This is a genomic window from Methylomonas sp. BW4-1 (genome assembly GCF_052474385.1).
Genome location: NZ_CP184125.1, coordinates 3,270,343 through 3,294,433 on the forward strand (window position 1 = coordinate 3,270,343; position 24,091 = coordinate 3,294,433).

Sequence of the window (24,091 nt, forward strand, 5' to 3'; positions counted from 1 at the left end):
TCAACGCCGCTGGCGGCTGTGTCACAGTTAACGCCAATGTTTCAATCTCAATCAGGAGCAAGGTCATGGCCCGCGCTTTTGCCAAAATCAGTTTCACCCCTGACGTGCAGGCAGTACAAACCGAAATGGGTAGCCGCGCCGCGTATCGATCAGCAGAACTCGGCGAGGCCGAAACGGTGGCGTTGAGTGCCTTCGAACAAGCATTCATTGCCGAGCGCGACAGCTTTTACCAAGCCACGGTGAGTCAAACCGGCTGGCCCTATGTGCAGCATCGCGGTGGGCCGGTGGGATTCTTAAAAGTGTTGGATGAACAAACCATCGGTTATGCCGATTTCAGCGGCAACCGCCAATACATTTCGGTCGGGAATTTGCGCGGCGATGACCGAGTGAGCTTGCTGCTGATGGACTATCCGGGGCGGCAACGCTTAAAAATCTGGGGCCGGGCACGGGTGGTGGACGAACGTAGTGAACCGGAATTGCGGTCTAAGCTGGAACTGGCCGACTTTCGCGCCCCGGTCGAGCGGGGTATCGTGATCCAAGTCGAAGCCTTCGACTGGAATTGCCCCAAGTACATCACTCCGCGCTACAGCCAACGCGAAGTCGAAGCACTGTTGGAGCAAACTCGGCCTCAACAACAAATCAATCCGTTAGCACCGCAAGCACCCATCGTTTTGGGAAATGGCGTGTTACCCCTGACCATCTGCGGAATTCGCCAACTGACGCCGCGCGTTCGCGCCTATGAATTACGCCATGTCGACGGCGAGTCGCTGCCGATATACCAAGCCGGAGCCCATATTCGTGTGCCGATCGCACTGCCTGACGGTAGTGTTACCAGTCGTACTTATTCGCTGACCGACGCATCGGACGATCCAGATTGCTACCACATAGCCGTATTGCGGGTCGACGACGGCGAAGGTGGTTCGTCGGCATTGCACGACGGCTGGCAATTGGGTAGCCGCATCAACATCGAAGTGCCGGACAATTATTTTCCACTGCACGACGATAAACGGCCGGCGCTGTTGATCGCCGGCGGCATCGGCATCACCCCCATCAAAGCCATGGCCGAAACCTTGGCCGCACAGGATACGGCATTTCAACTGCATTACACCGGCCGAGCGCCGCAAGACATGGCTTTTGTTAAAGACTTGCAACGGCAGTTTTCCGATCGATGCCGGATTTATTTCAGCCAAGCGCAAAACCCCACCCGGTTGGACGTTCCAGGCTTGCTGGGTAATGCAACGGCCGATACCGTCATTTACGTCTGCGGCCCGACTCGCTTGATCGAAAGCGTGCGCCAAGCCGCCCGCCAGCTCGGCATTGCCGACGACCGGGTGCAATTTGAAAGTTTCACATAACCGAAGGAGACCAACATGATCACCCTGTACGACATGCCGCTATCAGGCAATTGCCATAAAGTGCGCTTATTGCTCAGTTTGCTTGAGTTGCCCTATCAAATCCAAGCCGTGGATTTACGCGGCGGCGAACAACGCAGCCCGGACTATTTGCAACGCAACCCGTTCGGTCAGGTACCTGTGCTGGATGACGATGGCCTGATCATCCGCGACAGCCAGGCCATTTTGGTCTATTTGGCCAAGCGCTACGGCGGCGAAACTTGGTGGCCGGACGATGCCTACCCACTGGCGCAAATCGCCTCCTGGCTATCGACCGCCGCCAATGAAGTTGCCAACGGTCCTGCCAAACTGCGCGTACACCTCAAATTCGGTAGTCCTATCGATACGGCAGTGGCCGGGCAAACCGCCGACAAAGTGCTGGGCATTATCGACCGCCATCTGCAAAGCCGCGATTGGCTGGTCGGCGATTCGATATCCATTGCCGACATCGCCGTCTATCCCTATTTGGCGCTGGCACCGGAAGGCGGCATAGTCATCGGCGCTTACGCCAATATCGTCGCCTGGTTTCAACGCATTCGCGCCGTGCCCGGTTATGTGACTATGCCAGGCATGTGGCAGGCTTAACTCACTCACCCTTCAATAATGGAGAGACATCATGACCGAAGAAATCAAAGCCCCCGTCCCGCCCTTTACCGCCGAAACCGCAGCGCAGAAAGTGCGCATGGCCGAAGACGCCTGGAACTCGCGCGATCCAGACCGCGTCGCGCTGGTCTATACCGAAGACACGCTCTGGCGTAACCGCGCCGAGTTTCCGCAGGGCCGCGACCAAGTCCGCGAATTTTTGCAATGCAAATGGGCCAAGGAACTGGACTACCGCTTGATCAAGGAATTGTGGGCGTTTACCGACCATCGCATTGCGGTCCGCTTTGCCTACGAGTTCCGCGACGATTCGGGCCAGTGGTTCCGCAGTTACGGCAACGAGAACTGGGAATTCAACCCGCAAGGCTTCATGCAACGGCGCTTCGCCAGTATCAACGATCTGCCGATCAAGCCGGAACAACGCCTGTTCCACTGGCCGTTGGGTCGCCGGCCGGACGACCATGCCAGTTTGAGCGATTTGGAGTTGTAAATGGCCGATTGACGGTGCGGTTGAGCCATCTCGAGGAAACATCTTGCCCCTATTAGCCTCGGAGAGGATTGCATCCGAGACCAAGCCAAGGGGCGTTAAAGTTTAGAAATCTCAACCTGCCGTCAATTTTTACAGCTAATCGCAAATTCGTCATTAGCTGCAAACGACCTTCCCAAAATCCGCTTCACAATAATGACCATCCCAACTGGAGGTCATTATGGAACCCGTTGCCATTCCCCAAACCATCGACGACCCGATTCACATTCTATTGTGGAGTGCGGACGAGATCGTGCCCTTCATGGTGTGCATGCTCACCGGCATGTTGATCGATCATTTCATTCCGGCGTTAGCGATTGGCCTGATCGCGGTTAAATTTTATCGCCGCTTTCGCGATAACCGTCCCGATGGTTATACCCTGCATGCACTGTATTGGTTGGGTCTACTACCTAGTCGGGCGATGACCATCCCTAATCCGTATATCCGGCGGTTCCTGCCATGAAGTTGTCGGATTTCCTTCGCACTTGGGAAGGCCACGAAACCGAGAACCGTTTCAGCCGGGTCATTATCATCGGCCTGCTGGTGATTTGCGTGATTACCTCGCTCGCCGCCTGGCGTACCGAGCGTAGCATCATTTTGGTGCCTCCCACGCTGGCCACTGAAGTTGAAGTAACACGCAGTAGCGCCTCTAGTGAATTCAAAGAGTCATGGGGCTTGTACATGGCGGAGCTGCTTGGCAATACCACGCCAGCCAATGCCGATTTTCTGAAGGTAGCCATCGAGCCTCTATTGGCGCCAGACATTTATCGTAGTGTCCTGGATGCGATGACTGACCAAATCAAAGCCATCAAAATGGATCGGGTGGCGATAAGTTTTACCCCACGTCATGTCGATTACGAAGCCGAGACCAATAAAGTATTCGTCAGCGGAGAACTCAAAAGCCAGGGGCCTAGCTCCAAACCCGACATCAAACCGCGCACCTACGAATTCATCATCGCCATCAAAAACTACCGGCCTCGTCTGGAGTTTATCGATGTCTACCCCGATTCGCCCAGAACCTTGGATCGTCTGAAAGCAATGAAAAGCCAAACCCGCGAGGCTCAACCATGAAACGATCATTCCCGCCATTTTTGTTACTGCTGACCGTTAGCACTGCCTTATCTGCGGATGAATTACCCGTGACCGTTTTACCACCGGTCACCACAGTAGCAGATACTTTGCCACCATCAGGGGAGGCAGCTGGACAGCATTCGGATTTAGGCATCGAGCTACCACCGGTCGATGCCAGCGTATTACAGGCTGCCAAGCAACAGGCTGCTACTACATCGACAACCTCCGTCGCCCCGCAACACATTCAAGTCAAACCAGGTATTAACGAACTGATGCCGATTGCCGTCGGCCATTTGAATCGACTGGTGACGCCGTTCGAACATCCAGTAGTGACGACCACTAGTCAAGCGACCACCAGCACCAAGGGCAAAATCGTCTACGTCGCTGCCGCCGATGAAACCCCCGTGACCTTGTACATCACCCCCGGCGACAACCAGGACATCGCCTTGTCGCTGACCTTGATCCCCAAACGTATTCCTGCACGGGAAATCCATCTCAGCCTGGATAAAGACAGCTACAAACTACTCAGCAAACTGCAATCGTCCAATCTGACTTCCGGCAAAACCAGCGATCAGGAACAAGCTTACATCGCCCAAATTAAAAAGCTATTCCGCGACCTGGGTCTGCAAAAGACACCGCCTGGTTTTTCCCTGCGCGATCCGAGCAAGAGCGAACATATTCAATGCCTGCAAGATCGGGTGCAGATTAAAACCGGCCAGGTATTGGAAGGTCACGACATGTTGATCCTGGTCGGCCTGGCTCGTAACATCGGTATGGAGCCATTGGAGTTTGACGAGCGGTCTTGTGCGACCACCCAAAACGAGGTGTTGGCCGTTGCCACTTGGCCCAAAGTCGTACTGGGACAGAACGAATCCACCGAACTTTATGTTGCGGTCAGACATGCACCGGAAGTCTCATCGACACTCAGGCCATCATTACTCAATGGGAGTCAACCCTGATGGCCGGCATGGACAACTGGTGGTCACGCTTGAGTCCTACTGCCAAGCGAAATTTAATGGTGGGTAGCATGGGTACCGTGCTGCTGGCTACCATTATTGCTCTAGCCTCGGTGTCACCGGAGATCGCCAAGCCAACCAGTAAACAAGCGACGATCCAGCACATCCTGACCGACAGCGATCCTCGTTCTTTAGGCATCGACGGCATTTCCTCCCAGCTTCGTGATCTACTCCAAAAGAACGAAGAGCAAGGACGGCGGCTGGCGGCGATTGAGGAACAACAAAAGCGCGAGCAGCAATCCGATGAACTGCGTTTCAAGCAATGGACCAGTGCAGAACGAGAAGCCTATGAAACCAAACTCCTAGCTGTTAGCGGTGAAGTCGAGTCGTTAAAAAACAAAACCACAGTAACGCCGCCCACAGAGAGTGTTGATCCTAATGCATTGCCTGGCAACAACACAGCACTGCCCACTTATGCTGGCCGCCGTTACAACTCGACTAGGCCAAATAACGCTCAAGAAGATCTGAACAGCGTGTTTGAACAGGCGGCGATTCCGTCACCGACGACTGGTAATGCCGGCATATCGGGCGGACGAACCGGTGCCAATGCACAAGCGCCTGCAGCGATGCAGATTCGTGTGATCCAGGAAGATAAATCGTCGAAATCGACCACAGACACCAAAGCAACCGGCGAGAACAGTGCCACTAATTCTGCCCACAACGACGTATTCATCCCTGCTGGCAGCATCCTGACCGGCGTCTTGTTGAACGGTCTGGATGCGCCAACCGGTAAGAAAGCCAAAAAAGAACCGATGCCAGTGCTGTTTCGGATCAAGAAGGAAGCCATTCTGCCCAATCGTTTCCACGCCGATGTTCGCGAGTGTTTTCTGCTGGCTGCTGGCTTCGGCGACTTGAGTGCCGAGCGCGCCTATTTTCGCGGCGAGACCTTTTCCTGTGTCCGTGAAGACGGTGGAGTGATCGAAGTGCCGATGAATGCCTACGCTACCGGCGAGGACGGCAAAAACGGTGTCCGCGGCCGGGTGGTGTCCAAACAAGGTGCGCTGCTCGCGCAATCGATGATGGCGGGTTTTCTGCGCGGATTTTCAGATGCCTTTGGCCGCAATCAAATTCCGGTGCTGATGACGGGTGGACTAGGCAGTCTCGCCGGTACCACCCCATTCCAAAATGCCTTTTCCTCACAGTCCATGGAAGGCGGCGCCTTGAAAGGTGCCGGCTACGCCATGGAACGACTGTCGCACTTTTACATGGATATGGCCGAAGAGATTTATCCGGTCATCGAAGTCGATGCCACCCGCCAGGTCAATTTCATCGTGCAAAAAGGCACTGCGTTGAAATTGAAGTCACCTTCGTAACGGAGTCATGAGCACGATGCCAATGATACCGACACCCATTCAATCACACTCGATTCGGATACTGATCCCATGAAGATACGTCCAACCAACCCACTATGGCTGATCCCGCTAGTCTTGTTGGGAGCGTCGGCGCTTGCTGCCAACCCACCAAAACCAGCCGTCTCGGAGATCGCAGCCAGCTTGCTGTCGGTGAAGATCGACGGCATGCAGGACTTGCCGATCAGCGGATTGAAGATGATCAAGACCGGCGAGCAAACGGTGTTCATTTCGAGTAACGGCCGCTTTGCCTTTTACGGCGGCAAACTGATGGATGTCTGGACCCAGCAGGAAATCAAGGATCTGCCGGACATCGACAAGATCGCCAATCGCATCGATCTATCGCGGATGAAAATCAATGTCGATGATCTGGGACCGGTCACGATTGGTCACGGTAATGAATCGGTACTGATCTTCATCGATCCGCGTTGCCCCTATTGCGGCAAGGTGATGAAAGATCTGCAAGCCTTGCAGGACCGATACACCTTCAAGCTGGTGATGGTGCCGATCCTCGGTGCCGAATCGCAAAACATCGTCGTGCAACTGGCATGTCAATTGGGTTCAGCGGATACCAAAACTAAGGACGCCGTGCGTGATCGTCTGCTGAAGCAGGACTATGCCGGATTAGCCTCCGAATCTCCTGCGCAATGTAATAAAGAGCCCCTGCAAAAAGCCGTGGTTACCGCCAAGTTGTTTGGTTTGCAGGGTGTGCCGTTTTTGATTGCACCGGATGGTCGTACTCATAGCGGAGCACCGGAGGTGTTAGTCGATTGGCTGTCAAACAAACCGACAAAACCAGCCAACGTCTCATCAACCACGGATACTCAAAAAGCGGAGAAGAAGCCATGAAGCTAACAACCATGAAACCAATGCTGTTATTGGGTCTCTCGTTCCTATTGAACGGTTGCGCGACCCAATACGGCTGTAAAGGCATGCCGGACGAACCGCAGTGTTTGTCGACCACACAAGCCTACCAAGTGACTAACCCAGCCTTAACGGAACCCTCAGTCGATCAGGACACGCATGTGGAACCTCAACTTCAGCCGAGCCCACCCTTACAACAACCCGCACCGAAGATTGACGACCCCACACCGATTCGCACACCGTCGCAAGTCATGCGCATCTGGATCGCCCCTTGGGAAGATGCCGAAGGCGATTTGATGGTTTCCAACTACGTCTACACCGAACTGGAGCCACGGCGCTGGATGATCGGTAAGTCGGCACCGACATTGAGTCCATCACTCATTCCGCTGCAAGTCGAACAACGACCACCTGAAAAACATTTTGATCGAGAACAGTTTGATTCAGAGAACCAAGCATTTCCCAAAGATGTAACAGCCATAGGCCATCACTAATTTATTTCACCGCCGGCACCTTCGGGATCGGCGAGTCTTAGCGGGCGACCGCTGATGTTGAGCCGGAGCATGACTCCGAGATCGAACGGGTAACCGTCGTTATTCAACTATGAGGTCGTCTTGTATGAAAGTCTCCTATCGAACCGGGGTTCTAGTCGCCCTGGCTTCCTTGTTTTTTGTGTTGTTGGCGCCCGACGCCATGGCCGGTGCCGGCGGCACCGAGTTCAACAACGTCTGGACCTTGCTGACCGGCTGGGTCGAAGGCTTGTTGGGCCGGATCATCGCCATCGTGTTCGTGATCGTCGGCTTGGTGGCCGGTGTGGTACGCGGCAGCATCATGGGCTTTGTCCTGGGCGTGGCCAGTGGTGTCGGCTTATTCGCCGCACCGACCATCATCACCAATATCGTCACCGCGACGCTCTAGGGTTGCCATGAGTGAACTTACCGGAACACCTGTCAGAACCGAGATGACGGCGGGCAACCGTCGTATCACAAGCAAACACAGCGATCATCGCACTGTCCTGGTTCAGGCCGCCGATGGCAAACCGCTTAATCCCTGTCATCCGGCTCGGGCGCGGGAACTGCTGCGCAAGAAGCGTGCGGTACGCGTCAGTCGGCATCCTTACACCATTAGGTTGTTGCTGCAAAATCAGGCCGAAACCATGATGTTGTTGTACGCCGAGGAGGAATCGGCATGAAACAGTCCAGAACATTTACCGCTGACACGCTGTTTTCAACCCTCGCTTATGACCACGAACATCATCTTTTTTTGTTGGCAGACTCGAGTATCGGTTTTGGCTTCATTTGTCGCCCGCTGACCGGTGCCGATCCCAGCGTTTCCGCGCGGGTCAACGTCCTGCTGAATCAAGACTGGCCCACCGAAACGCTGCTGCAAGTCAGTCTTTGGACGTCGCCGGATATTGAAGAATCGTTGGCCGTGATGCAAACCCGGCGTCTGAAGCAGCAAAAGCAAACCTATAAAACCATGACCGGTGCCAGCATCGACTTCCTAAGGCAAGGCACCACCAAACCGCCGGAATCCATTTCTGGCGCTCGGCTTAGACGCAGCCATGTCATCGTCACGGTCAAGCTGCCGATGGCCGATCCCAGACCGAGTGAAGCGGAAATCCGCCGCGCCACCGAATTGCAACTCGCCACTCAGCAGTCCTTATCGACGATTGGCTTATATCCCTCGATTTTGGACTCCGACCAATATGTGCGGGTATTGAATACCATCCTTAACTGGCAGCCGGATGCCGGCTGGAAAGACCGTGTGGTTCCGGAATGTGACCCCACGCAACTGATTTGCGATCAGCTATTAGATTACGACAACGCGATTCGGACCGATGAGAAAGGCATCTGGCTTGGTAACAAGCGAGTAAAGACGCTATCCGCCAAACGCACACCCGATCATTTTTACTTCGGCAGCGCCAAGAGTTATCTGGGCGATATTTTGTCCGGCACGCGCGGCATTCGCCAGAATGCGCTGATCAGTCTGACCCTGCATTACCCCGACGCCGAATCCACCCGTAGCCGGCAAGAAGGCGTTCGGCAATTCATCACCAACCAGGTCAACACACCGATTGCCCGATTCTTACCGGTATTGGTGCAACGCAAACATAACTTCGATGTACTGTTCGAAGCTTATGGCGACGGTGATCGGCCGATCCGCAGTTATTTCGGTGTGCTGTTGTTCTGCGATGAACAGGAAGAAGCGGCGGCTGTCTCCAATGCCCGCGTATATTTCCGGGAGATGGGTTTTCAACTGTTGGAAGACAAATATTTCTGCCTACCATTTTTTCTGAATTGTTTGCCGTTCGGTCCTGAACGCACGGCGATTGCCGACTTGAAGCGTTACCGCACATTGGCCACCCGTCATGCCATTCCCTTGTTACCGCTGTTTGGCGACTGGGCCGGCACCGGCACACCGACCTTGAATTTTGTTTCCCGTAACGGCGAGCACATGGCCGTGTCGTTGTTCGACACCACCGGAAATTACAACCTGTGCATTGCCGCCGAATCCGGTAAAGGTAAATCGTTCCTGACCAACGAGATCATCGTCAGCTATCTGACCGAAGGCGCGCAAATATGGGCGATTGATGTCGGCCGCTCCTATGAAAACCTCTGTGAGGTGCTGGAAGGCGATTTCGTTAAATTTACCCACGGCTCAGGCATCTGCATGAACCCGTTCGAGATCGTGCAGAATTTCGAGGAAGAAGCGGATATGTTAGCCGGATTGGTCAGCCAGATGGCGGCACCAACCGAGAAATTGACCGATTTTCAAACCGCCGGCCTAAAACGGATTTTGAAGCAACTCTGGACCGAAAAAGCCCAGTTCATGTCGGTCGATGACATTGCCAAGCAACTGTGTTCCGAAACCGATCAGCGCTTGAAGGACGTCGGAGAGCAGTTGTTTCCGTTCACCACCAGAGGCGAATACGGCCGTTACTTCAATGGCCAAAACAACGCCAAATTTGCCAGTGACTTTACCGTGCTGGAACTGGAAGAACTCAAAGGTCGCAAGCATCTACAACAGGTGGTCTTGCTGCAACTGATCTACCAAATACAGCAGGAAATGTATCTGGGCGAACGCAACCGTCCCAAGATTGTGATCATCGACGAAGCCTGGGATTTGCTCACCGAAGGCGATGTGGCCAAATTTATGGAACACGGCTATCGGCGCTTTCGCAAATACGGCGGCGCGGCAGTCACCATCACCCAGTCGGTGAATGATTTGTATCGCAATGCTGCTGGCCGGGCTATTGTCGAGAACTCGGCCAATATGTACTTGCTGGGCCAAAAGGCCGAAGTCATCGAAGGCATGAAACAGGATCGTCGCCTCCCTTTATCCGACGGCGGCTACGAACTCTTAAAAACCGTGCATACCCTACCGGGTGCCTATTCGGAAATCTTTTTCATCACAGAAATGGGGTCAGGCATTGGACGTCTGATTGTCGATCCCTTCAAACGCATTCTGTTTTCCACCAAGCCTGAAGATGTGCAAGCACTGAAACAACTGCGCCGACAAGGTTTAAGTCTGGGCGATGCCATTCAAAAACTCATCGATAGCCGCCAATCCAAATCACGGGAGTTTACCCATGGACGCTAAATCGCAATGGCTCAGTATCATTTTGATCGCTTCCAGTTTGGGCTGCCTCAGTGGTTGGTTTGCTGCCCTTCAGCAATTACAGCAACCATTAGCACGCCTGAATCTGGTCACGCCAGTGTTCGTACTGGATCGGGCCGAATTGATTCAATCAATTCCGCCCAACGCTAGCCAAGACCAAATGGACAAGATCGTCGGCGATTGGCAAGCCCAATCCAAGAAACTCAGTGACGCCGGCTATCTGGTGATCGATTCAACGGCGGTAGTCGCCGCACCTGACGATGTCTATGTCCGTCATGACGGTAAGTGATGTCATGAATAAGTACATTCTCTCCAGAAAAGTATCCAGCAAACCGCCGTTGCGCAAATTCCTGCTCAAAGCCTTGCCAATATTGATTTTCGTATTGGCCGTCGAACGTTACGTTGGCCAACGCTTTCTAATCGGCGGCGACGATCAAGTCGATCGTTGTTTGCCGGACAAATGGATTTATCTGATCGATACCTACAACAAGGACATCTGGCGGGGCGATCTGATGGCTTTTCGTGCCGAGCGCATGTCACCGTATTTCAAGGACGGCCAGATCATCGTCAAGATTGCTGCCGGTGTTACTGGCGATCATGTTCAAGTCGATAGCCATCAAACCATGATCAATGGCTCGTTGATCATCGAAGGTTTGCCGTTAGCGGAAAAACTCAAGAAACCTACCTCCAGCTTCAAACGTGACGAAACCATTCCGCCGGCGGCCTATTGGTTGACCGGCAAAACGGATAAGAGTTTTGACTCTCGGTATTGGGGCTATGTCTATGACCATCAAGTGATTGGGCGGGCCTATGCGCTATTTTGACTTTCTACCCAGTCGCCCGCGTAAAGTCGTTTTCTTTTGCTTGGCGAATGTATTACTTGTGGCCTCGGTGAAAGCCGAAGAGGAATGGTTATCCCGATCGCAGCGGATTCTTCATGCCTTGGATGGTCAAGCTAAACCTGCTTGGCTGGAAGGCAATCCCTATCAGTCGGAAGCAAATCGGCAAGCCCTGGAGCTAATACAGAACTCGAATGCTATGCAATCAATTTCAGCATCCTCAAACCCACTCGACAAAACGGTAATACCTCATCCTGGCAAACCGCTCAAAGTGATGTTCATCTCCTTCTCGCTCGGCGATACCGCATTGAAAGGCCTATTCGAAGAAGCATCGGGACAAGACGATGCATTGTTGGTGTTTCGAGGCCCAAAACCCGGTCAAAAACTGCCTGCTCTGTTTGCCGATCTGAAACGACTTCTGAAAGACGTCGATCCCGTCCCAAACATAGTGATCGATCCAGTTCGTTTTCAAAAATGGGCGGTAACGTCGGTGCCGGCGATGGTCGTCGAATCGGAAGACAAGGCTTTGCTACAGGTGAAAGGCGTCAGCAGTTTGACCTGGCTGAACGACAAATTCAAAGCCGGTGCTACCGGCGATTTAGGCCGCTTGGGCGAGATCTTCGACATTGCCGAAATCGATCTGCTCGAAGAAATCAAACGACGAATGGCTGCGATCGATTGGCGGCAAAAGCAACAACAAGCCATCGCCCGTTTCTGGGAACAGCAAAAATTCGAAGTGTTGCCAGTCGCGTTGGAAGATCGTGAGCGATTGATAGATATGTCTATCACCGCGCCGCGCAATCTGACTGCGCCGAATGGTCAACTCATTTTCCGGGCAGGACAAACCGTCAATCCCTTGGACAACATGCCGTTCGGCTTATGCCTGATTGTATTTGATGCTACCGAAACCGCTCAAGTCCAATCGGTTCGCCATTTGTCATGCCAGGACAAAAAAGCCCGCGTGATGTATCTGGCCACGTCGGTGTCGCGTCAGGATGGCTGGGACGGGTTGAAAGCATTGGAAACATCGCTTAATTCGTCGGTGTACTTGTTGACGCCAGACGTGCGCAGCCGATTTCAATTACAGCACGTACCGAGTCTGGTTGAGCAAACGGGCAATCGTCTAGTGGTTCGCGAACGAAAACTGCCGGCTTCGGTGGGAGAACCGTCATGAATTGCCTGATTTTCCCTTGGGCTTTTTGGCTGCTGATGACCCTGGTAACCAACCTTCATGCCGACACCACAACCAACGCCACCGATCCGCTCTGTGCCGATGCCGAGCTGTGGTCGGGCAAACTGGTCACGGACATTTGCTGGAGTTGCCTGTTTCCGATACGTGCCGCCGGTGCGTCATTGGGTGGAGGCAATGTGCCCAGCATCGCCACCGATGTGAAGTTTTGCTTCTGCACCGACCCGATGGGCATACCGGAATTGGGGATGACCATGGGTTTGTGGAATCCGGCCCGGCTGATTGAAGTCGTCCGCAATCCCTGGTGTTCGCCGGCACTGGGCGGACATAAAATCAGCGCGTCAAATGTGCGACTGATCGCCACTACCGGCAAGGCGGATTTCGACGCCAGCGAGATGTCGTTTTTCAATTACCACTACTTCGCCTTTCCGTTGACCATCATGCTGGATCTGTTCTGGGATGGACGCTGCAATAGCGACGGCTATCGTGATTTCGATTTGCTGTACGTCTCGGAACTGGATCCGACCTGGAATAGCGATTTGTTGGCGTTCTTCACCAGTCCGGAAACAGCATTGTTCGCCAATCCGGTGGCGATTTCCGCCTGCGTGGCCGATGCCGCGGCGGCTGCGACAGGTAATCCACTGGATGCGTTGTTTTGGTGTGCCGGTGCTTGGGGGCATATGTATCCCTTGTCCGGCATTTCACCGACCAGTTACGGCACCGATCCGCGCATCACCAGTTTGTTGGCCACCCGTGCCACAGCCTCCTTACATCGCCGCGGATTAGCCTGGAAAACCTCCGGCAATGATGCCTTGTGTGGCGGGACGATTTACCCCTTCATACCCAAGTCGCAGTACCGGCTGAGCATGTTTTATCCGGTCGCGGAAACCGAGTCCAATCACGTCATCGGCGAGACCACTTTCAAATGGGGTGCGGGGCGGACTTTTCCGGGACCGGGTGAGGATCATCTCTACATCCTGTGGCGCTGGCAGGACTGCTGCGTGGGGTTGTGATGAGTTTCTGGGTATTATTCGAACCGCAGCGCCGGTTTACACAAGCACTGTCCGCAGTTTTATGCGTGACGATGGCCTGGACACCATTTGGGGTGTCTTGGGCTGATGCCATGCAAGCTGCAGGAACCGAGGGCCAGCAGACCGGGCAACAACTTGTTGGCGGCTTTCAATTCCCCATTGATACCGGCAGCGGATCGCTGACGCTAAATCCAGGCACTTCGCAGGAAAGCGCGATATCGATCGGCACACTGTTTCCGTACACAAACAGCGCCGGTACATCGGCCAGCGACTTTGCCAATCTCTATGGCAACAATCCTGGTACCCTCGCAGCGGGGCTAAATGCCCAAACCACCTTGAACGGTGAAAGCAGTTTCACCGGCGAAGCCTACCGCACGCTGATCGACAATGCCCACCAGTCGCATCCGGATTTACACAACGATAGCGTCTGGAACGCCGGCGATCAGGTGTTTGCCGATTTTACGCCGTGGGCGCAGTCGTTTTCGGACTGTACCACGGTGACCACGCAAACCGAGACCAGCCATTCGGTCCGTATCCCCGACTATCAATTGTGTCTGCGCCAACCGACGGTACCGCAAAGTTGTACGGCCACCCATCAAGTCAATGTTGAGACGCTACTCAGCTTTGTCTCCGGTAACGGAGGCATGTCCAGCTGTGGTTCTGGCTGCATGGATTTGTATGTCGGCCGTGTTGGCGATAACTATTGGTCGGCCGGTTGCGGCATATTCAACTGGGAAGTCACGTATAACATCCTGCATCCGGAAGCCATCATCAGTGCCACATTGGAGGATGTCGAGTTCGATGACCATGCTCGCGTGTACTATGGCGGCAATCTGATTTACACCGGTTCGACCGGCTGGGGCGGTTCTTGTGAACTGAGTAATAGCTGGGTCGATCATCCCAATCGTGATGTCACCTATGCCTTCAACAGCACGGGTAACAAAGTCTTCAAACAGGAAACCATGGTCGGTGGTAATGGCGAGGGCTATTCGCGAATAAGGTTGCGTTATGACTTATCGAAACTGATTACCCAGGATCAATGGAGTTGGAGTGGCCCGAATTGCCAGAATCTGGCCAATGCCATTACCGACGGTATTTGCCAGGCGGGCAGCCAGCTCAGTTGCAGTCATGATCCCGCTAATGCCTCGGGATGTTATGTCGATCCTACTTCGCAGGTCATGGTGTGTGGCTCCGATTTGGCCCAAGCACCGGTTGCCAGTTCGACCAGTATTCGCAATACCTGCATGCGTATCGATGCGGCGGGGCAATGTGATCTCAACCAATACGGTCAGTGCTGGACCGATACAGCGGGTACCCATTGTTTAGCGCCACCTGCCAATGGTACGCCCACGAAGAGTTGTTCATCTTTAGAGACTCAAGGCTGCTCGTTCATCAAAAGTCAGTGTCTGGATGTGCTGGCGTCGGGGACCTGTTGGGACAGCATCGATACTTACGACTGCGGACAATCGGTCGGTATTCCCGGCATTCAAAGCAACACCCAGCAGCAATGCGCCGGGCCGATTCGGTGCATGGGGGAAGATTGCATCACCGTGAACCGCACCCAGAGCCAGGATTTCAGCAAGGCTGTAGCCTTGCTGAATAGCGCCCAACAAATGGCGATGGATCTGCATTGCGACTACGCCAATGCCGATCTGCAGCAAAAGGATCCGACCACTTGCCAGGTGTTCCAAGGGAAACCTGCCAGTTGCAAAATGGTCGGCGGCGCCCTAAGTCTGGTCGATTGCTGCGAGACACCGTCGGGTAGCATGGGTCTAGGCAAATATATCGATTTATTAATGGCGACCAGTCAAATGGATAATGCGATTATGACCATGGATGCCACCTCCGCGGTTCGGGGCGCCTGGGAAACCATGCGCACGCCGTTTTCGGTGGCCGGTGATGCCTGGAACAGTTTTCAGGCGGATTTTGCCTCGGGCGTAAATGACTTGGTCGGCACCGACATGCTTAGCACCTCAGACGTCGCCTCGCAGGGTTTGCTGGACTCGCTGAAGGGCGAACTGATGAAATCGGTCGCGGAGTGGATAGGCAATATCTTTGGTGAAGCAGCCGGTAATGCCCTGTTCAGTGCCGGCGGGCAAGCGGCTTTCGATTCGGCGGGCAATCTAACGCCGGCGGCGGAATCCGGCGGTGTCGAACTGGGCGGCGGTGCTGCCGTGGCTGGCGAAATGCTCAGTACTCTGATGACGGCTTATACCGTGGTGATGATCATCATCATGATTATCCAGATCGTCTACGCCTGCGAACAAGCAGAATACGAACTGGCGGCGAAGAAGCAGCTTAAAGTCTGTACCGACTTGGGTACAGTCTGCGAAAGCAAGGTGGCGGGGCTTTGTCTGGTAAGAAAGGAAAGTTACTGCTGCTACAACTCACCGCTGGCCAGAATCCTCAACGAACAAATCAAACCGCAATTGGGAATGGATTTTGGCACGCCGGAAACTCCGGTCTGTACGGGGATTAAGGTGTCCGATCTGGATAGAGTCGACTGGACGCAGGTCAATCTCGATGAATGGTTGGGTATTCTTGCCCAGACCGGGCATTTGCCGACTGCGGCCAATTCCGCTGCCATGCTGAATCTCGATCAACTGACCGGCACTGGCAGCAGACTCAATCCGCAAAAATACGGCGCCGCCACCAGTGGCCGGCAAGATACCTTAACCCGCACCCAAGGCCGGATGACCGAATTGGACGTGCCCACGGTCAAACGGCAGTCTGAATTGGAAGGCTGGGGCATGGGGCCGCAATAAACTCGCGTCCAGTAACTTACTGGACGGCGTCTTTCAAGCCCTTACCGGCTTTGAAGGATGGCAATTTGGCTGCGACAATCGTAATCGCAGCACCGGTTTGCGGATTACGGCCAGTACGCTCGGCGCGTTCTTTTACTTCAAATGTACCGAAGCCAACTAACGCCACGGAATCGCTGGCTTTAAGTGCAGCTTGGATCGATTGAGTAATACCATCCAGCGCCCGGCCGGCATCGGCTTTAGTCAGGTTGGCGTGGCTGGCAATGGCATCGATGAGTTCGGATTTGTTCATTCAGGCATTCCTTAAATAGCATTGATAAAATAGACTGGGGTTAAATTTCCGGTGTTTTTTAGCACTAGTTACAAACGGGCGTGTAATTATTGCAAAAATTGGAGATTTTCTTGAAATGCTCGGTGGATTGACTGCTATCGGTCATTCAGCCTTGAAAACCAATTACTCTGAAATACTACATCTCAACCGTTGCCGCGGCAAATGTCCGATTAAAACGCGAGCTCCCATTGCCTTAACTGGCTTATGGTCTCAGGCAAACCCTGTTTTAGAATCGTATCGAGATATTCCTTGCTTGTTTTGGGTGGATTCTTGAGTGATTGTCGGTGTCTGGCAACAGCTGCCAATACCTTGGCTGGATTTAAGTCAATCAGGTCGGAAATAAACTCGTCCGGGTGCAGGGCCTCGACATCGTATTTTTCCAACTCCTTTGCCGGAAAATCTTTCAGATTGAATGTGAGAATAACGCTCGATTGACTGCGTATTGCAACCGCTAATACATGATGGTCATTGGGATCTGGCAATTGCAAGGTTGGGATCAGAAATTCGTAACCGGTTACCAAGCAGTCACGAGCACTGCTATCCATCAACTGGCGTGTTCGCTCCAGTTGTTCTCGAGTCAAATCTTGACGGACAGCCAGAACATTTCTAATCCATTCCTCGTGGATTCTCTCCGTCCATTTGGCTCGATAAAGATCGGTGAGAGAAAGGTACATCAATAAATCGCGCAAGGGTGCCGGATATAGCACACAGGCATCGTAGACTACGGAAAAGCTCGTCATCAATTAATAACCCATATTTAATTCTTGTGCCTGTGCCGTCAGGGCTTCTAATGTTTTTAACCGTTCCGTATCGACCTTAGCTTTGTAATCAACCAAATTTTGATAACGCACGCGGCGATGTGTCCCCACCTTATGAAATGGAATCACCCCACTATCTAGCAACTTGATCAGATGCGGGCGGGAAACATTGAGCATATCAGCCGCCTCTTGCGTTGTGAGTTCCGCATGCACAGGAATCATGCTAACTGCATTGCCTTGAGCCATTTCAGACAGGACATCAATCAATAGTCGAAAAGCGGCGGTCGGAATGCGAACAGCCTCGTGCTCACCTGACTGATCGATTATCCGAATCGATTGAGATTCTGCTTTACTGCTCAAGTACAAGGCGAGCAATCTGCTACTTTCCTTGGCCAGCGAAACCTCGGCCTCCGTTGGGAGGTCTGGACTTTCTTTTGTGTTCATCGTTTTCTCTATTCTGGTCAGTTAGCGCCGTATTCAGTTTCTTTGTCAGCACTCTATCGTAAGAGCATGGCTCGAAAAACGGCTTTAAGAACACTATACACAACCGAAATAAACGAAACAAGTGAAATAAACGAAACGGATTGCCTATTCTATTGATCCGGCCCTTTAATGTTTGAAACTGAAACGTTGCTTTTCTCCAGCAAGCCAACTAGATCAAGGGTTACATCAAAACCAGTCTGGCCAATGTTAAAACTTCAGAGGGCCAGTTCTATAAGTAAGAAATTATCGGGCAAACACGGATTTTGTTCGCAACAAGCGGAAGGCGAAAGAATAAATTGGTATTCAGCGAGGATTGATGCCAAACGCTATCAATCCTTGTCTGACTTTCTCAGCGGTATTCTGCATCCGATACGCCTCGTCGTCATCAACGGCATTGCTTCGAAAATCTGAATAGCCAACGCGCTTTAAGAACTGCGCTAAATCCCAAGCCTCTTGCTCCGATAGCTGAACCACTAAACTGATTTGCGTTGATTTGTTGGTCATTTATCAATCACGATCATCGACTTCGTTTGCCATGCCGAGTTGATCCGCCTCAGCTTCGTTTTCGGAAACGGTTTCTGGCTCAGCTTGTAGCCCGATTTCTTCGCGAGCAATCTGCAACTCTTCCCCATGCCCTTGTGCATAAGCCGCCCGGTGCGCCTGCCGTTCTATCGTGACAATCCGGTTGGCCAAGCGCTGTAAGCGTTGCTGCCAATGGTAGCGAGCTTCGACGCAATGCTTATTGTCAATAACCTGGCAGAGCCACAAGGTGTCCATAACTATCATGAGCTGATCCAACAAGCGGATCAGTTCAACAAACTGGGCAATTTGCGGTGAGGCAATCCTAGCAACGAATTCGGTGGGATGAGTGTAGGTCGGTGTTTCAGTTATGCCATTGTCCGCCTTCAGTTTTTCCAATCGGGCTTTTTCCTGCTGCAACTGCTCGGCACAATCGGCAATCATCGTGCTAACAATGGCCTCGATTTCATCAATGGCTTGTTCCTGGCCGACGATGCGCAAAATGACATCGATCGCGTACAGCGCCTTGATCAGACGGTCATAACTCTTGCGAATGACTCGAATCGCTTGCTCGCTATTGATCTTGAATGTGCGTTCGAAGACCGGGCGGCTAATCTCGGGTCGAGCGGGTTTTACGGGAGGCGATAATTCGGCCATGCGCGTTCCTTATTGAGTGTGAGGGATCGCACTCGATAGTAAGGCAATCTTTTTTCATCCATCTTGCAGCAAATTGCGAATTTGACATTTGCTGCAAGATCACTCCAAAAATTTTCTGATTCAATGTCGGCAACCGTTGTTGGCTGGAGTTTGACACCAATTTCACGCAAATCGATTCTGCCCATCAACGCTATCCGACAGTTCACGTTGTCTTTCCAGAACAACTTGATCCGGCTTTAGCCGGCGTTCCGTCTTCAGGCGGCGTCGATGGTTTTCATCGGCGAGTCAGGTGCGTCAAGCCTGATGTGTTTTCTGTTGTTTGATCAGTTTTCGACCCTGTCCTGGGAAGCTAATCCCCAGTGGGGTCAGCCTGCGGGACTTTGCCCATCACCGCGCAGGTGGGTTTGTTTCTCACTTGTCGGGCGCGGCCGATTGGAGGATTTCATCATGGCAAGTCGTGGTGTGAACAAAGTCATATTGCTGGGCCGACTCGGCGCCGATCCGGATATTCGGTATTTACCCAATAGCGGCGGCAAGGTGGTGGCAATACGTTTGGCGACTAGCGAAGTCTGGAAGGACCAAGCCAAAGCCAAACAGGAACACACCGAGTGGCATCGATTGGTGTTTTTCAAAAAACTGGCCGATACCGCCGAGCAGTACCTGAAAAAAGGCAGCAAGATCTATGTGGAAGGCAGCCTTCGCACCCAGCAATGGGATAAAAATGGCGAAAAACGCTACCGCACGGAAGTGGTTGTCCGTGAGTTACAGATGCTGGACCGTGCTGATGAAAACGGGGCACCTCGTCAATCCGGCCCCCCCTCTACACCTCCGACTGCGGCTAATGACGCAGGGTTAGATGAGGACTTCGATGACATTCCGTTTTTCTGATTAGCCACTGGGCAAAAGTTATCCGCTATTCAGATTGATCTTTAATTTACCCACCTGGCAGCATCCGCTGTTGAGGTGTTTCACCCGATGGGGACGTCACCCCCCAACCGGGGCATTGCGTCCTCTATTTTTTTAAGGAGACACGCCATGAGCAATCAACCTCGCAATAATCCTGCAAAAACCCGCAATCTGCCAATGCCCATCGATGTAAATCAGGTCTATGGCCTTTCCGAGCAGTCCTGGAAAGTCCTCACCGACGTGACGTTCCCAACCGCTAAAACCCCGGAAGCCATCATGATGGCGCTGGATTACTGCAAGGCCCGCAAACTGGATATTTTCAAAAAACCAGTGCATGTGGTGCCAATGTGGAGTGCCGCCTTGGGTCGTAATGTCGAAACCGTCTGGCCGTCCATCATGGAAATCCAGACTACTGCGTCGCGTACCGGCCTTTGGGTTGGGATGGATAGACCGGTATGGGGCCCCGATGTGACCAAAACCTTCACCGGGCGCTACAAGGACGACAACGACCAATGGCAAGAATCCAATGTCACCGTAACCTTCCCGGAATGGGTCGCAGTCACGGTGTACCGGATTGTGGGCGGCAAACGCTGTGCATTCACCGAGGAAGTCTACTGGCAAGAAGCGTATAGCACCGCTGGCGGCAAAAACTCGCAAGTGCCCACCGCCATGTGGATCAAACGGCCCAAAGGTCAGCTGGCCAAGTGCGGTAAAGCGGCGTCGTTGCGTGCAGCCTTTCCGGAGGAATGCGGATACGCCGCCGAGGAAATGGATGGCAAAAGTATCGACGACATAAATGACAGCAGCGTGATTAACGGCACTGCCAGTCGTATCGACGAAGCGGACGTTATCGATGATGCGATTGTCGGCAGCGTCGAACCACCGCGGGTGATTGATTTGTCCATGATACCGCCCAAGGTACAAAAAGCGGTCAGTGAACTGGTTAGACGCACAGCACTTGCAGGCGCCTGGAAAGCCGCCTACGACTATGCCAATAACAAGTTTGTGGGGCTGGATTTAACCTATGCCATTGCTGAACTGGATAAAGCCTCAGCCGTTGCTAAGGCGACATCGGCTAAGGGTGATATTAATCATCAGCCAATAGATGCTTCTGGTATGCCACCCGCTCATGATCCGGCTTCGGAGGCTCTGAACAAGGCTCGCGAGACCTTGGGATCGGCACGTCAGTCATAGCCGTTTTACCCATCAACCGCCGGTAAAAACTGCCGGTAATTATTTTCAACCCTACCAGGGCGTATTGAATCGCCCTTGGGTGAATTCATGCCGCCCTTTTGTTTAAGAGGAGATGTCATGAATGCCATTGATCAATCATCCAACCGCATACCGTGTCATACCGACTGGCATCGCTACGATTCACCGACGGTGATTCGCCGGCATGGCCGTGGTTACTTGGAGCGTAACTGGAGTCCGGGCAATTCTGTCCATGAAATCCAAGCGCCCACCAAACCTGAGCTGCAAAGTCTGGTCGAAAGCTATGGCGGTCACTATCTGCCCACAGCTGATCAAACCCTGCTGCTCTTTGCCGACTATCACTGGGCTCGGCGTTGTGAAAACCAACTTATCAAACGCGGCGTGTCGACACTGCGGCTAGGCTGCCATATCCAATTGCAGGAGCATCGGTGATGAAGTTCATCAATGTCTCGCAACGATCACCGGAATGGCGTTTATGGCGTTCACAAGGGGTTAGTGCTAGTGAAGCGGCGATCATTATGAATCGTTCGCCGCACAAAACCCCTTGGCGCTTATGGGCGGAAAAGACTGGTCTCGTGCTGGAACAAAGCCTGGACAACAACCCGTTGATCCGAGTAGGTATCGAGCAAGAACCTGAAGCCTTACAGCGTTTTGAAGAAAAGCACGATGTAATGCTGCTACCCCTCTGCGGTGAATCGGATTGGTATTCGCTAATGCGGGCGTCATTCGACGGTTTGTCGGAAAACAACGAACCGGTCGAAATCAAATGCCCGCATGAAACGACTTTTCTGGATGTGGTGCTGAACCGCGAACAGTCTGAAGCCTATCAACTTTATTGGTGCCAGGTGCAACAGCAAATGTTGGTGGCGGATGCACAGCGCGGCTTTTTGTTCTTCTATCACCAAGGTCAGGATGTGGAGTTTGAAATCGAGCGGGATGAAGTGTTTTTAAACCGGCTCGTCGATACCGCCATGGAATTCTGGTCGAACGTCAAACAGCGACAGGAACCCGAAAAAAATCCTGACCGCGATCTTTATCTACCCAAAGGCCATGCCGAACTGCAATGGCAGCAATTGGCGGCGAATTATCGCAGCCAGGCGGTAAAGATCGATGACCTGAAAGCTCAACTCAAAGCCCTGGAAGCCAATCAATTCGACATCGAGCAAACCTTGGTGTTGTTGATGGGGGATTACATGGCAGCCGAGCATTCGGGTTTACGTGTCAGTCGCTTTCAGATCCAGGGTAGTGTTGATTACAAAGCGGTGATGAAGGCGTTACTGCCGGATGTCACCGAAGCACTGCTTGACGCTTACCGAAAACAACCGGCTAACCGTGTTCGCATTACTTGTCGTGATGACTCCGGCAGGCTGGCGGAAGTGCCTTTCGATGCGGACGCGTTGAAAGAAATGGTCGGTGCTGATTTCTGGTTCTGAACTGGGTAACGGTGCTAATCGAGAATTTAGCTCGAAAACAGTTTGGCTGTTTCTTTGGAAACACGCTGACTCCGGTGTAAACCGGCGTTCCGCTGTTAAGCGGCATGAAGGTGAATCGCTTTCATGTGCCAGGTGCGTCAAGCCTGGTTTGCAGTCCCGTCGGGGTTAATCACCCTAGCGGGTCATGGTGATCCCTTTTATCAACAAAGGAGGTTCGCCATGAATAAAGACTTTTGTAAATGCCTATTTTGCTGGTTGGAAACGGCCAGTGTTGAAGAGATTAGGCATAAGCAAGGCGTAGTTCGGCAGATGCTCGGTCAAACCCGAGATCCGGATTTCAAAACGGACATTCGCCGGATTTTGCGCTTTATGGATGAGGAAATCCTCGCCCGCGCGGAATTGGCGAAGGTAATGCGCATTTCAGTATCGATGCCTCGCTAAAGGTAGTTTTGACACCTCTTTAACCTTTTATCGTTCAACGTACTAAACCCCTGGCTAGCCAGGAATTTATCTCAACCCGACGGGGACACACTACCCGTCAGGGGAATGGTGCGCCTCGTGTTACGGGTTTGACCCAAGCATAAGGAGTTCACCATGTATCAATCCTATTCGATTGCCGACACTTTCGGCATACCTGCACCAGCCTCCATGAAAGTGGAAGGCTTTATTCCAGGCAATAACCCCTATGTGCCAACGACAAAGCCGTATGTGTTTCGCAAGGATCATTTACGCGATGTGTTGGCGTTTTTAGGTGCCCACAATGGCGATGGCTTATACCTGACCGGTCCTACCGGTTCCGGAAAAACCTCGTTGTTGGAGCAAGTCGCGGCGCGCCTGCATTGGGGCGTACATTCAGTCACCGGTCACGGTCGACTGGAACTCAACGATTTGTTAGGTCAGTACATGCTGGTCGACGGCGGCGCGATGAAGTGGATCGATGGTCCGTTGACCTTGGCGGTTCGCCTAGGCCATGTATTGCTGATCAACGAAATCGATGCCATCGATCCAGCCGAACTGATTGGCTTGAATGAAATTGTTGAAGGCAAACCGTTGACGATTCCGCAAACCGGCGATGTGATTACCCCTCACGCTAAATTCCGGTTAGTCGCCACCGGCAATAGCGCTGGATCAGGCGATCAATCGGGTTTGTACCAAGGGGTGTTGCGGCAGAACCTAGCGTTTTTAGATAGATTTCGACTGATGGAAGTCGGCTACCCCGAACCTGAAGACGAAATGAAGCTGTTGGCCGATGTAGTGCCAAGCATGCCGGAAACAGTACGCGAAAGCATGATCAAGGTCGCCAATCAGATTCGCAAAGTTTTCATTGGCGGTGCAGATGGCGGCGGCATGTTATCGGTGACCTTATCGACGCGCGGTTTAGTGCGCTGGGCATCGTTAGTGGCCACTTTCAAAAGTGCGCCGAATGCCTTGGCGTATTCGCTGGACCGGGCCTTGACCTTCCGAGCCGAACCCGCCGAACGCGAAGCGATTCATCGCATCGCCAAGGATGTGTTTGGCGATGATTGGCAGGTGTGA

The 24,091-nt window shown here is 52.9% G+C and carries 29 protein-coding genes; 23 read left to right on the top strand and 6 right to left on the bottom strand.

Annotation, left to right across the window (positions count from 1 at the left end; all coding sequences use genetic code 11):
• Positions 1-65 precede the first annotated feature (65 nt).
• From ACH5Y9_RS15095 to traN, 17 genes are all read left to right on the top strand, one after another.
• Positions 66-1,355, top strand: coding sequence for a pyridoxamine 5'-phosphate oxidase family protein (locus tag ACH5Y9_RS15095; RefSeq protein ID WP_445366666.1), 1,290 nt, complete (start codon positions 66-68; stop codon positions 1,353-1,355).
• 15 nt (positions 1,356-1,370) lie between these two features.
• Positions 1,371-1,976, top strand: coding sequence for a glutathione S-transferase family protein (locus ACH5Y9_RS15100; protein ID WP_445366667.1), 606 nt, complete (start codon positions 1,371-1,373; stop codon positions 1,974-1,976).
• A gap of 31 nt (positions 1,977-2,007) precedes the next feature.
• Positions 2,008-2,481 carry a nuclear transport factor 2 family protein gene (locus tag ACH5Y9_RS15105; RefSeq protein WP_445366668.1) on the top strand — a complete coding sequence of 158 codons (474 nt, stop codon included), beginning with the start codon at positions 2,008-2,010 and terminating at the stop codon, positions 2,479-2,481.
• A 217-nt stretch (positions 2,482-2,698) separates the two neighbouring features.
• On the top strand, positions 2,699-2,980 hold the full coding sequence (gene traL / locus ACH5Y9_RS15110; RefSeq protein WP_445366669.1) for a type IV conjugative transfer system protein TraL: 282 nt from the start codon (positions 2,699-2,701) through the stop codon (positions 2,978-2,980).
• Positions 2,977-3,588, top strand: coding sequence for a TraE/TraK family type IV conjugative transfer system protein (locus ACH5Y9_RS15115; protein WP_445366670.1), 612 nt, complete (start codon positions 2,977-2,979; stop codon positions 3,586-3,588). The genes traL and ACH5Y9_RS15115 overlap by 4 nt, the downstream gene beginning before the upstream one ends.
• On the top strand, positions 3,585-4,547 hold the full coding sequence (locus ACH5Y9_RS15120) for a TraK protein (protein ID WP_445366671.1): 963 nt from the start codon (positions 3,585-3,587) through the stop codon (positions 4,545-4,547). Before ACH5Y9_RS15115 ends, ACH5Y9_RS15120 begins: the two co-directional genes overlap by 4 nt.
• Positions 4,547-5,917 carry a TraB/VirB10 family protein gene (locus tag ACH5Y9_RS15125; RefSeq protein ID WP_445366672.1) on the top strand — a complete coding sequence of 457 codons (1,371 nt, stop codon included), beginning with the start codon at positions 4,547-4,549 and terminating at the stop codon, positions 5,915-5,917. Before ACH5Y9_RS15120 ends, ACH5Y9_RS15125 begins: the two co-directional genes overlap by 1 nt.
• Before the next feature lie 69 nt (positions 5,918-5,986).
• A complete protein-coding gene (locus ACH5Y9_RS15130; RefSeq protein WP_445366673.1) occupies positions 5,987-6,802 on the top strand; it encodes a DsbC family protein in 816 nt (271 codons plus the stop codon).
• Positions 6,799-7,308, top strand: a complete 510-nt coding sequence (locus ACH5Y9_RS15135) for a TraV family lipoprotein (protein ID WP_445366674.1) — start codon at positions 6,799-6,801, stop codon at positions 7,306-7,308. Before ACH5Y9_RS15130 ends, ACH5Y9_RS15135 begins: the two co-directional genes overlap by 4 nt.
• A gap of 124 nt (positions 7,309-7,432) precedes the next feature.
• Positions 7,433-7,732, top strand: a complete 300-nt coding sequence (gene traA / locus ACH5Y9_RS15140; protein ID WP_445366675.1) for a TraA family conjugative transfer protein — start codon at positions 7,433-7,435, stop codon at positions 7,730-7,732.
• A gap of 7 nt (positions 7,733-7,739) precedes the next feature.
• The gene (locus ACH5Y9_RS15145; protein ID WP_445366676.1) at positions 7,740-8,006 is read left to right on the top strand and encodes an RRXRR domain-containing protein; all 267 of its coding nucleotides are present in this window, start codon (positions 7,740-7,742) and stop codon (positions 8,004-8,006) included.
• Positions 8,003-10,417: a type IV secretion system protein TraC gene (gene traC, locus ACH5Y9_RS15150; protein WP_445366677.1), complete on the top strand. Its 2,415-nt coding sequence runs from the start codon at positions 8,003-8,005 to the stop codon at positions 10,415-10,417. The genes ACH5Y9_RS15145 and traC overlap by 4 nt, the downstream gene beginning before the upstream one ends.
• On the top strand, positions 10,407-10,724 hold the full coding sequence (locus tag ACH5Y9_RS15155) for a hypothetical protein (protein WP_445366678.1): 318 nt from the start codon (positions 10,407-10,409) through the stop codon (positions 10,722-10,724). Before traC ends, ACH5Y9_RS15155 begins: the two co-directional genes overlap by 11 nt.
• Positions 10,725-10,728: 4 nt before the next feature.
• On the top strand, positions 10,729-11,259 hold the full coding sequence (gene lepB / locus ACH5Y9_RS15160; protein WP_445366679.1) for a signal peptidase I: 531 nt from the start codon (positions 10,729-10,731) through the stop codon (positions 11,257-11,259).
• Complete coding sequence (locus ACH5Y9_RS15165; RefSeq protein WP_445366680.1) at positions 11,246-12,448, top strand: TrbC family F-type conjugative pilus assembly protein; 1,203 nt, start codon at positions 11,246-11,248, stop codon at positions 12,446-12,448. Before lepB ends, ACH5Y9_RS15165 begins: the two co-directional genes overlap by 14 nt.
• Positions 12,445-13,476 carry a TraU family protein gene (locus ACH5Y9_RS15170; RefSeq protein WP_445366681.1) on the top strand — a complete coding sequence of 344 codons (1,032 nt, stop codon included), beginning with the start codon at positions 12,445-12,447 and terminating at the stop codon, positions 13,474-13,476. The genes ACH5Y9_RS15165 and ACH5Y9_RS15170 overlap by 4 nt, the downstream gene beginning before the upstream one ends.
• On the top strand, positions 13,476-16,259 hold the full coding sequence (traN, locus tag ACH5Y9_RS15175; protein ID WP_445366682.1) for a conjugal transfer mating pair stabilization protein TraN: 2,784 nt from the start codon (positions 13,476-13,478) through the stop codon (positions 16,257-16,259). The genes ACH5Y9_RS15170 and traN overlap by 1 nt, the downstream gene beginning before the upstream one ends.
• 16 nt (positions 16,260-16,275) lie before the next feature.
• On the opposite strand, the gene ACH5Y9_RS15180 is transcribed toward traN, so the two are convergent.
• The 6 genes from ACH5Y9_RS15180 to ACH5Y9_RS15205 all read right to left on the bottom strand — a co-directional run bounded on the left by ACH5Y9_RS15180 (position 16,276) and on the right by ACH5Y9_RS15205 (position 19,189).
• Positions 16,276-16,548 carry an HU family DNA-binding protein gene (locus ACH5Y9_RS15180; protein ID WP_445366683.1) on the bottom strand — a complete coding sequence of 91 codons (273 nt, stop codon included), beginning with the start codon at positions 16,546-16,548 and terminating at the stop codon, positions 16,276-16,278.
• Positions 16,549-16,757: 209 nt separating this feature from the next.
• Positions 16,758-17,327 carry a PIN domain-containing protein gene (locus ACH5Y9_RS15185; RefSeq protein ID WP_445366684.1) on the bottom strand — a complete coding sequence of 190 codons (570 nt, stop codon included), beginning with the start codon at positions 17,325-17,327 and terminating at the stop codon, positions 16,758-16,760.
• 3 nt (positions 17,328-17,330) lie between these two features.
• Positions 17,331-17,789: a helix-turn-helix domain-containing protein gene (locus ACH5Y9_RS15190; RefSeq protein ID WP_445366685.1), complete on the bottom strand. Its 459-nt coding sequence runs from the start codon at positions 17,787-17,789 to the stop codon at positions 17,331-17,333.
• Positions 17,790-18,131: 342 nt separating this feature from the next.
• Positions 18,132-18,332: a DUF7706 family protein gene (locus ACH5Y9_RS15195; RefSeq protein ID WP_445366686.1), complete on the bottom strand. Its 201-nt coding sequence runs from the start codon at positions 18,330-18,332 to the stop codon at positions 18,132-18,134.
• A gap of 3 nt (positions 18,333-18,335) precedes the next feature.
• Positions 18,336-19,004 (bottom strand): hypothetical protein, encoded by a 669-nt coding sequence (locus ACH5Y9_RS15200; protein WP_445366687.1) that lies wholly within the window; start codon positions 19,002-19,004, stop codon positions 18,336-18,338.
• Positions 18,980-19,189 (bottom strand): hypothetical protein, encoded by a 210-nt coding sequence (locus ACH5Y9_RS15205; protein WP_445366688.1) that lies wholly within the window; start codon positions 19,187-19,189, stop codon positions 18,980-18,982. Before ACH5Y9_RS15205 ends, ACH5Y9_RS15200 begins: the two co-directional genes overlap by 25 nt.
• Before the next feature lie 262 nt (positions 19,190-19,451).
• Between ACH5Y9_RS15205 and ACH5Y9_RS15210 the strand changes: the two genes are divergently transcribed.
• From ACH5Y9_RS15210 to ACH5Y9_RS15235, 6 genes are all read left to right on the top strand, one after another.
• Entirely contained in the window at positions 19,452-19,892 is a 441-nt protein-coding gene (locus tag ACH5Y9_RS15210) for a single-stranded DNA-binding protein (RefSeq protein WP_445366689.1), read from the top strand.
• A 147-nt stretch (positions 19,893-20,039) separates the two neighbouring features.
• Positions 20,040-21,104, top strand: a complete 1,065-nt coding sequence (gene bet / locus ACH5Y9_RS15215) for a phage recombination protein Bet (protein WP_445366690.1) — start codon at positions 20,040-20,042, stop codon at positions 21,102-21,104.
• 117 nt (positions 21,105-21,221) lie between these two features.
• Positions 21,222-21,554 carry a hypothetical protein gene (locus tag ACH5Y9_RS15220; RefSeq protein WP_445366691.1) on the top strand — a complete coding sequence of 111 codons (333 nt, stop codon included), beginning with the start codon at positions 21,222-21,224 and terminating at the stop codon, positions 21,552-21,554.
• Positions 21,554-22,555, top strand: a complete 1,002-nt coding sequence (locus tag ACH5Y9_RS15225; RefSeq protein WP_445366692.1) for a YqaJ viral recombinase family nuclease — start codon at positions 21,554-21,556, stop codon at positions 22,553-22,555. The genes ACH5Y9_RS15220 and ACH5Y9_RS15225 overlap by 1 nt, the downstream gene beginning before the upstream one ends.
• Before the next feature lie 219 nt (positions 22,556-22,774).
• Positions 22,775-22,996, top strand: coding sequence for a hypothetical protein (locus ACH5Y9_RS15230; RefSeq protein WP_445366693.1), 222 nt, complete (start codon positions 22,775-22,777; stop codon positions 22,994-22,996).
• Between the two features lie 153 nt (positions 22,997-23,149).
• Entirely contained in the window at positions 23,150-24,091 is a 942-nt protein-coding gene (locus ACH5Y9_RS15235; RefSeq protein ID WP_445366694.1) for an AAA family ATPase, read from the top strand.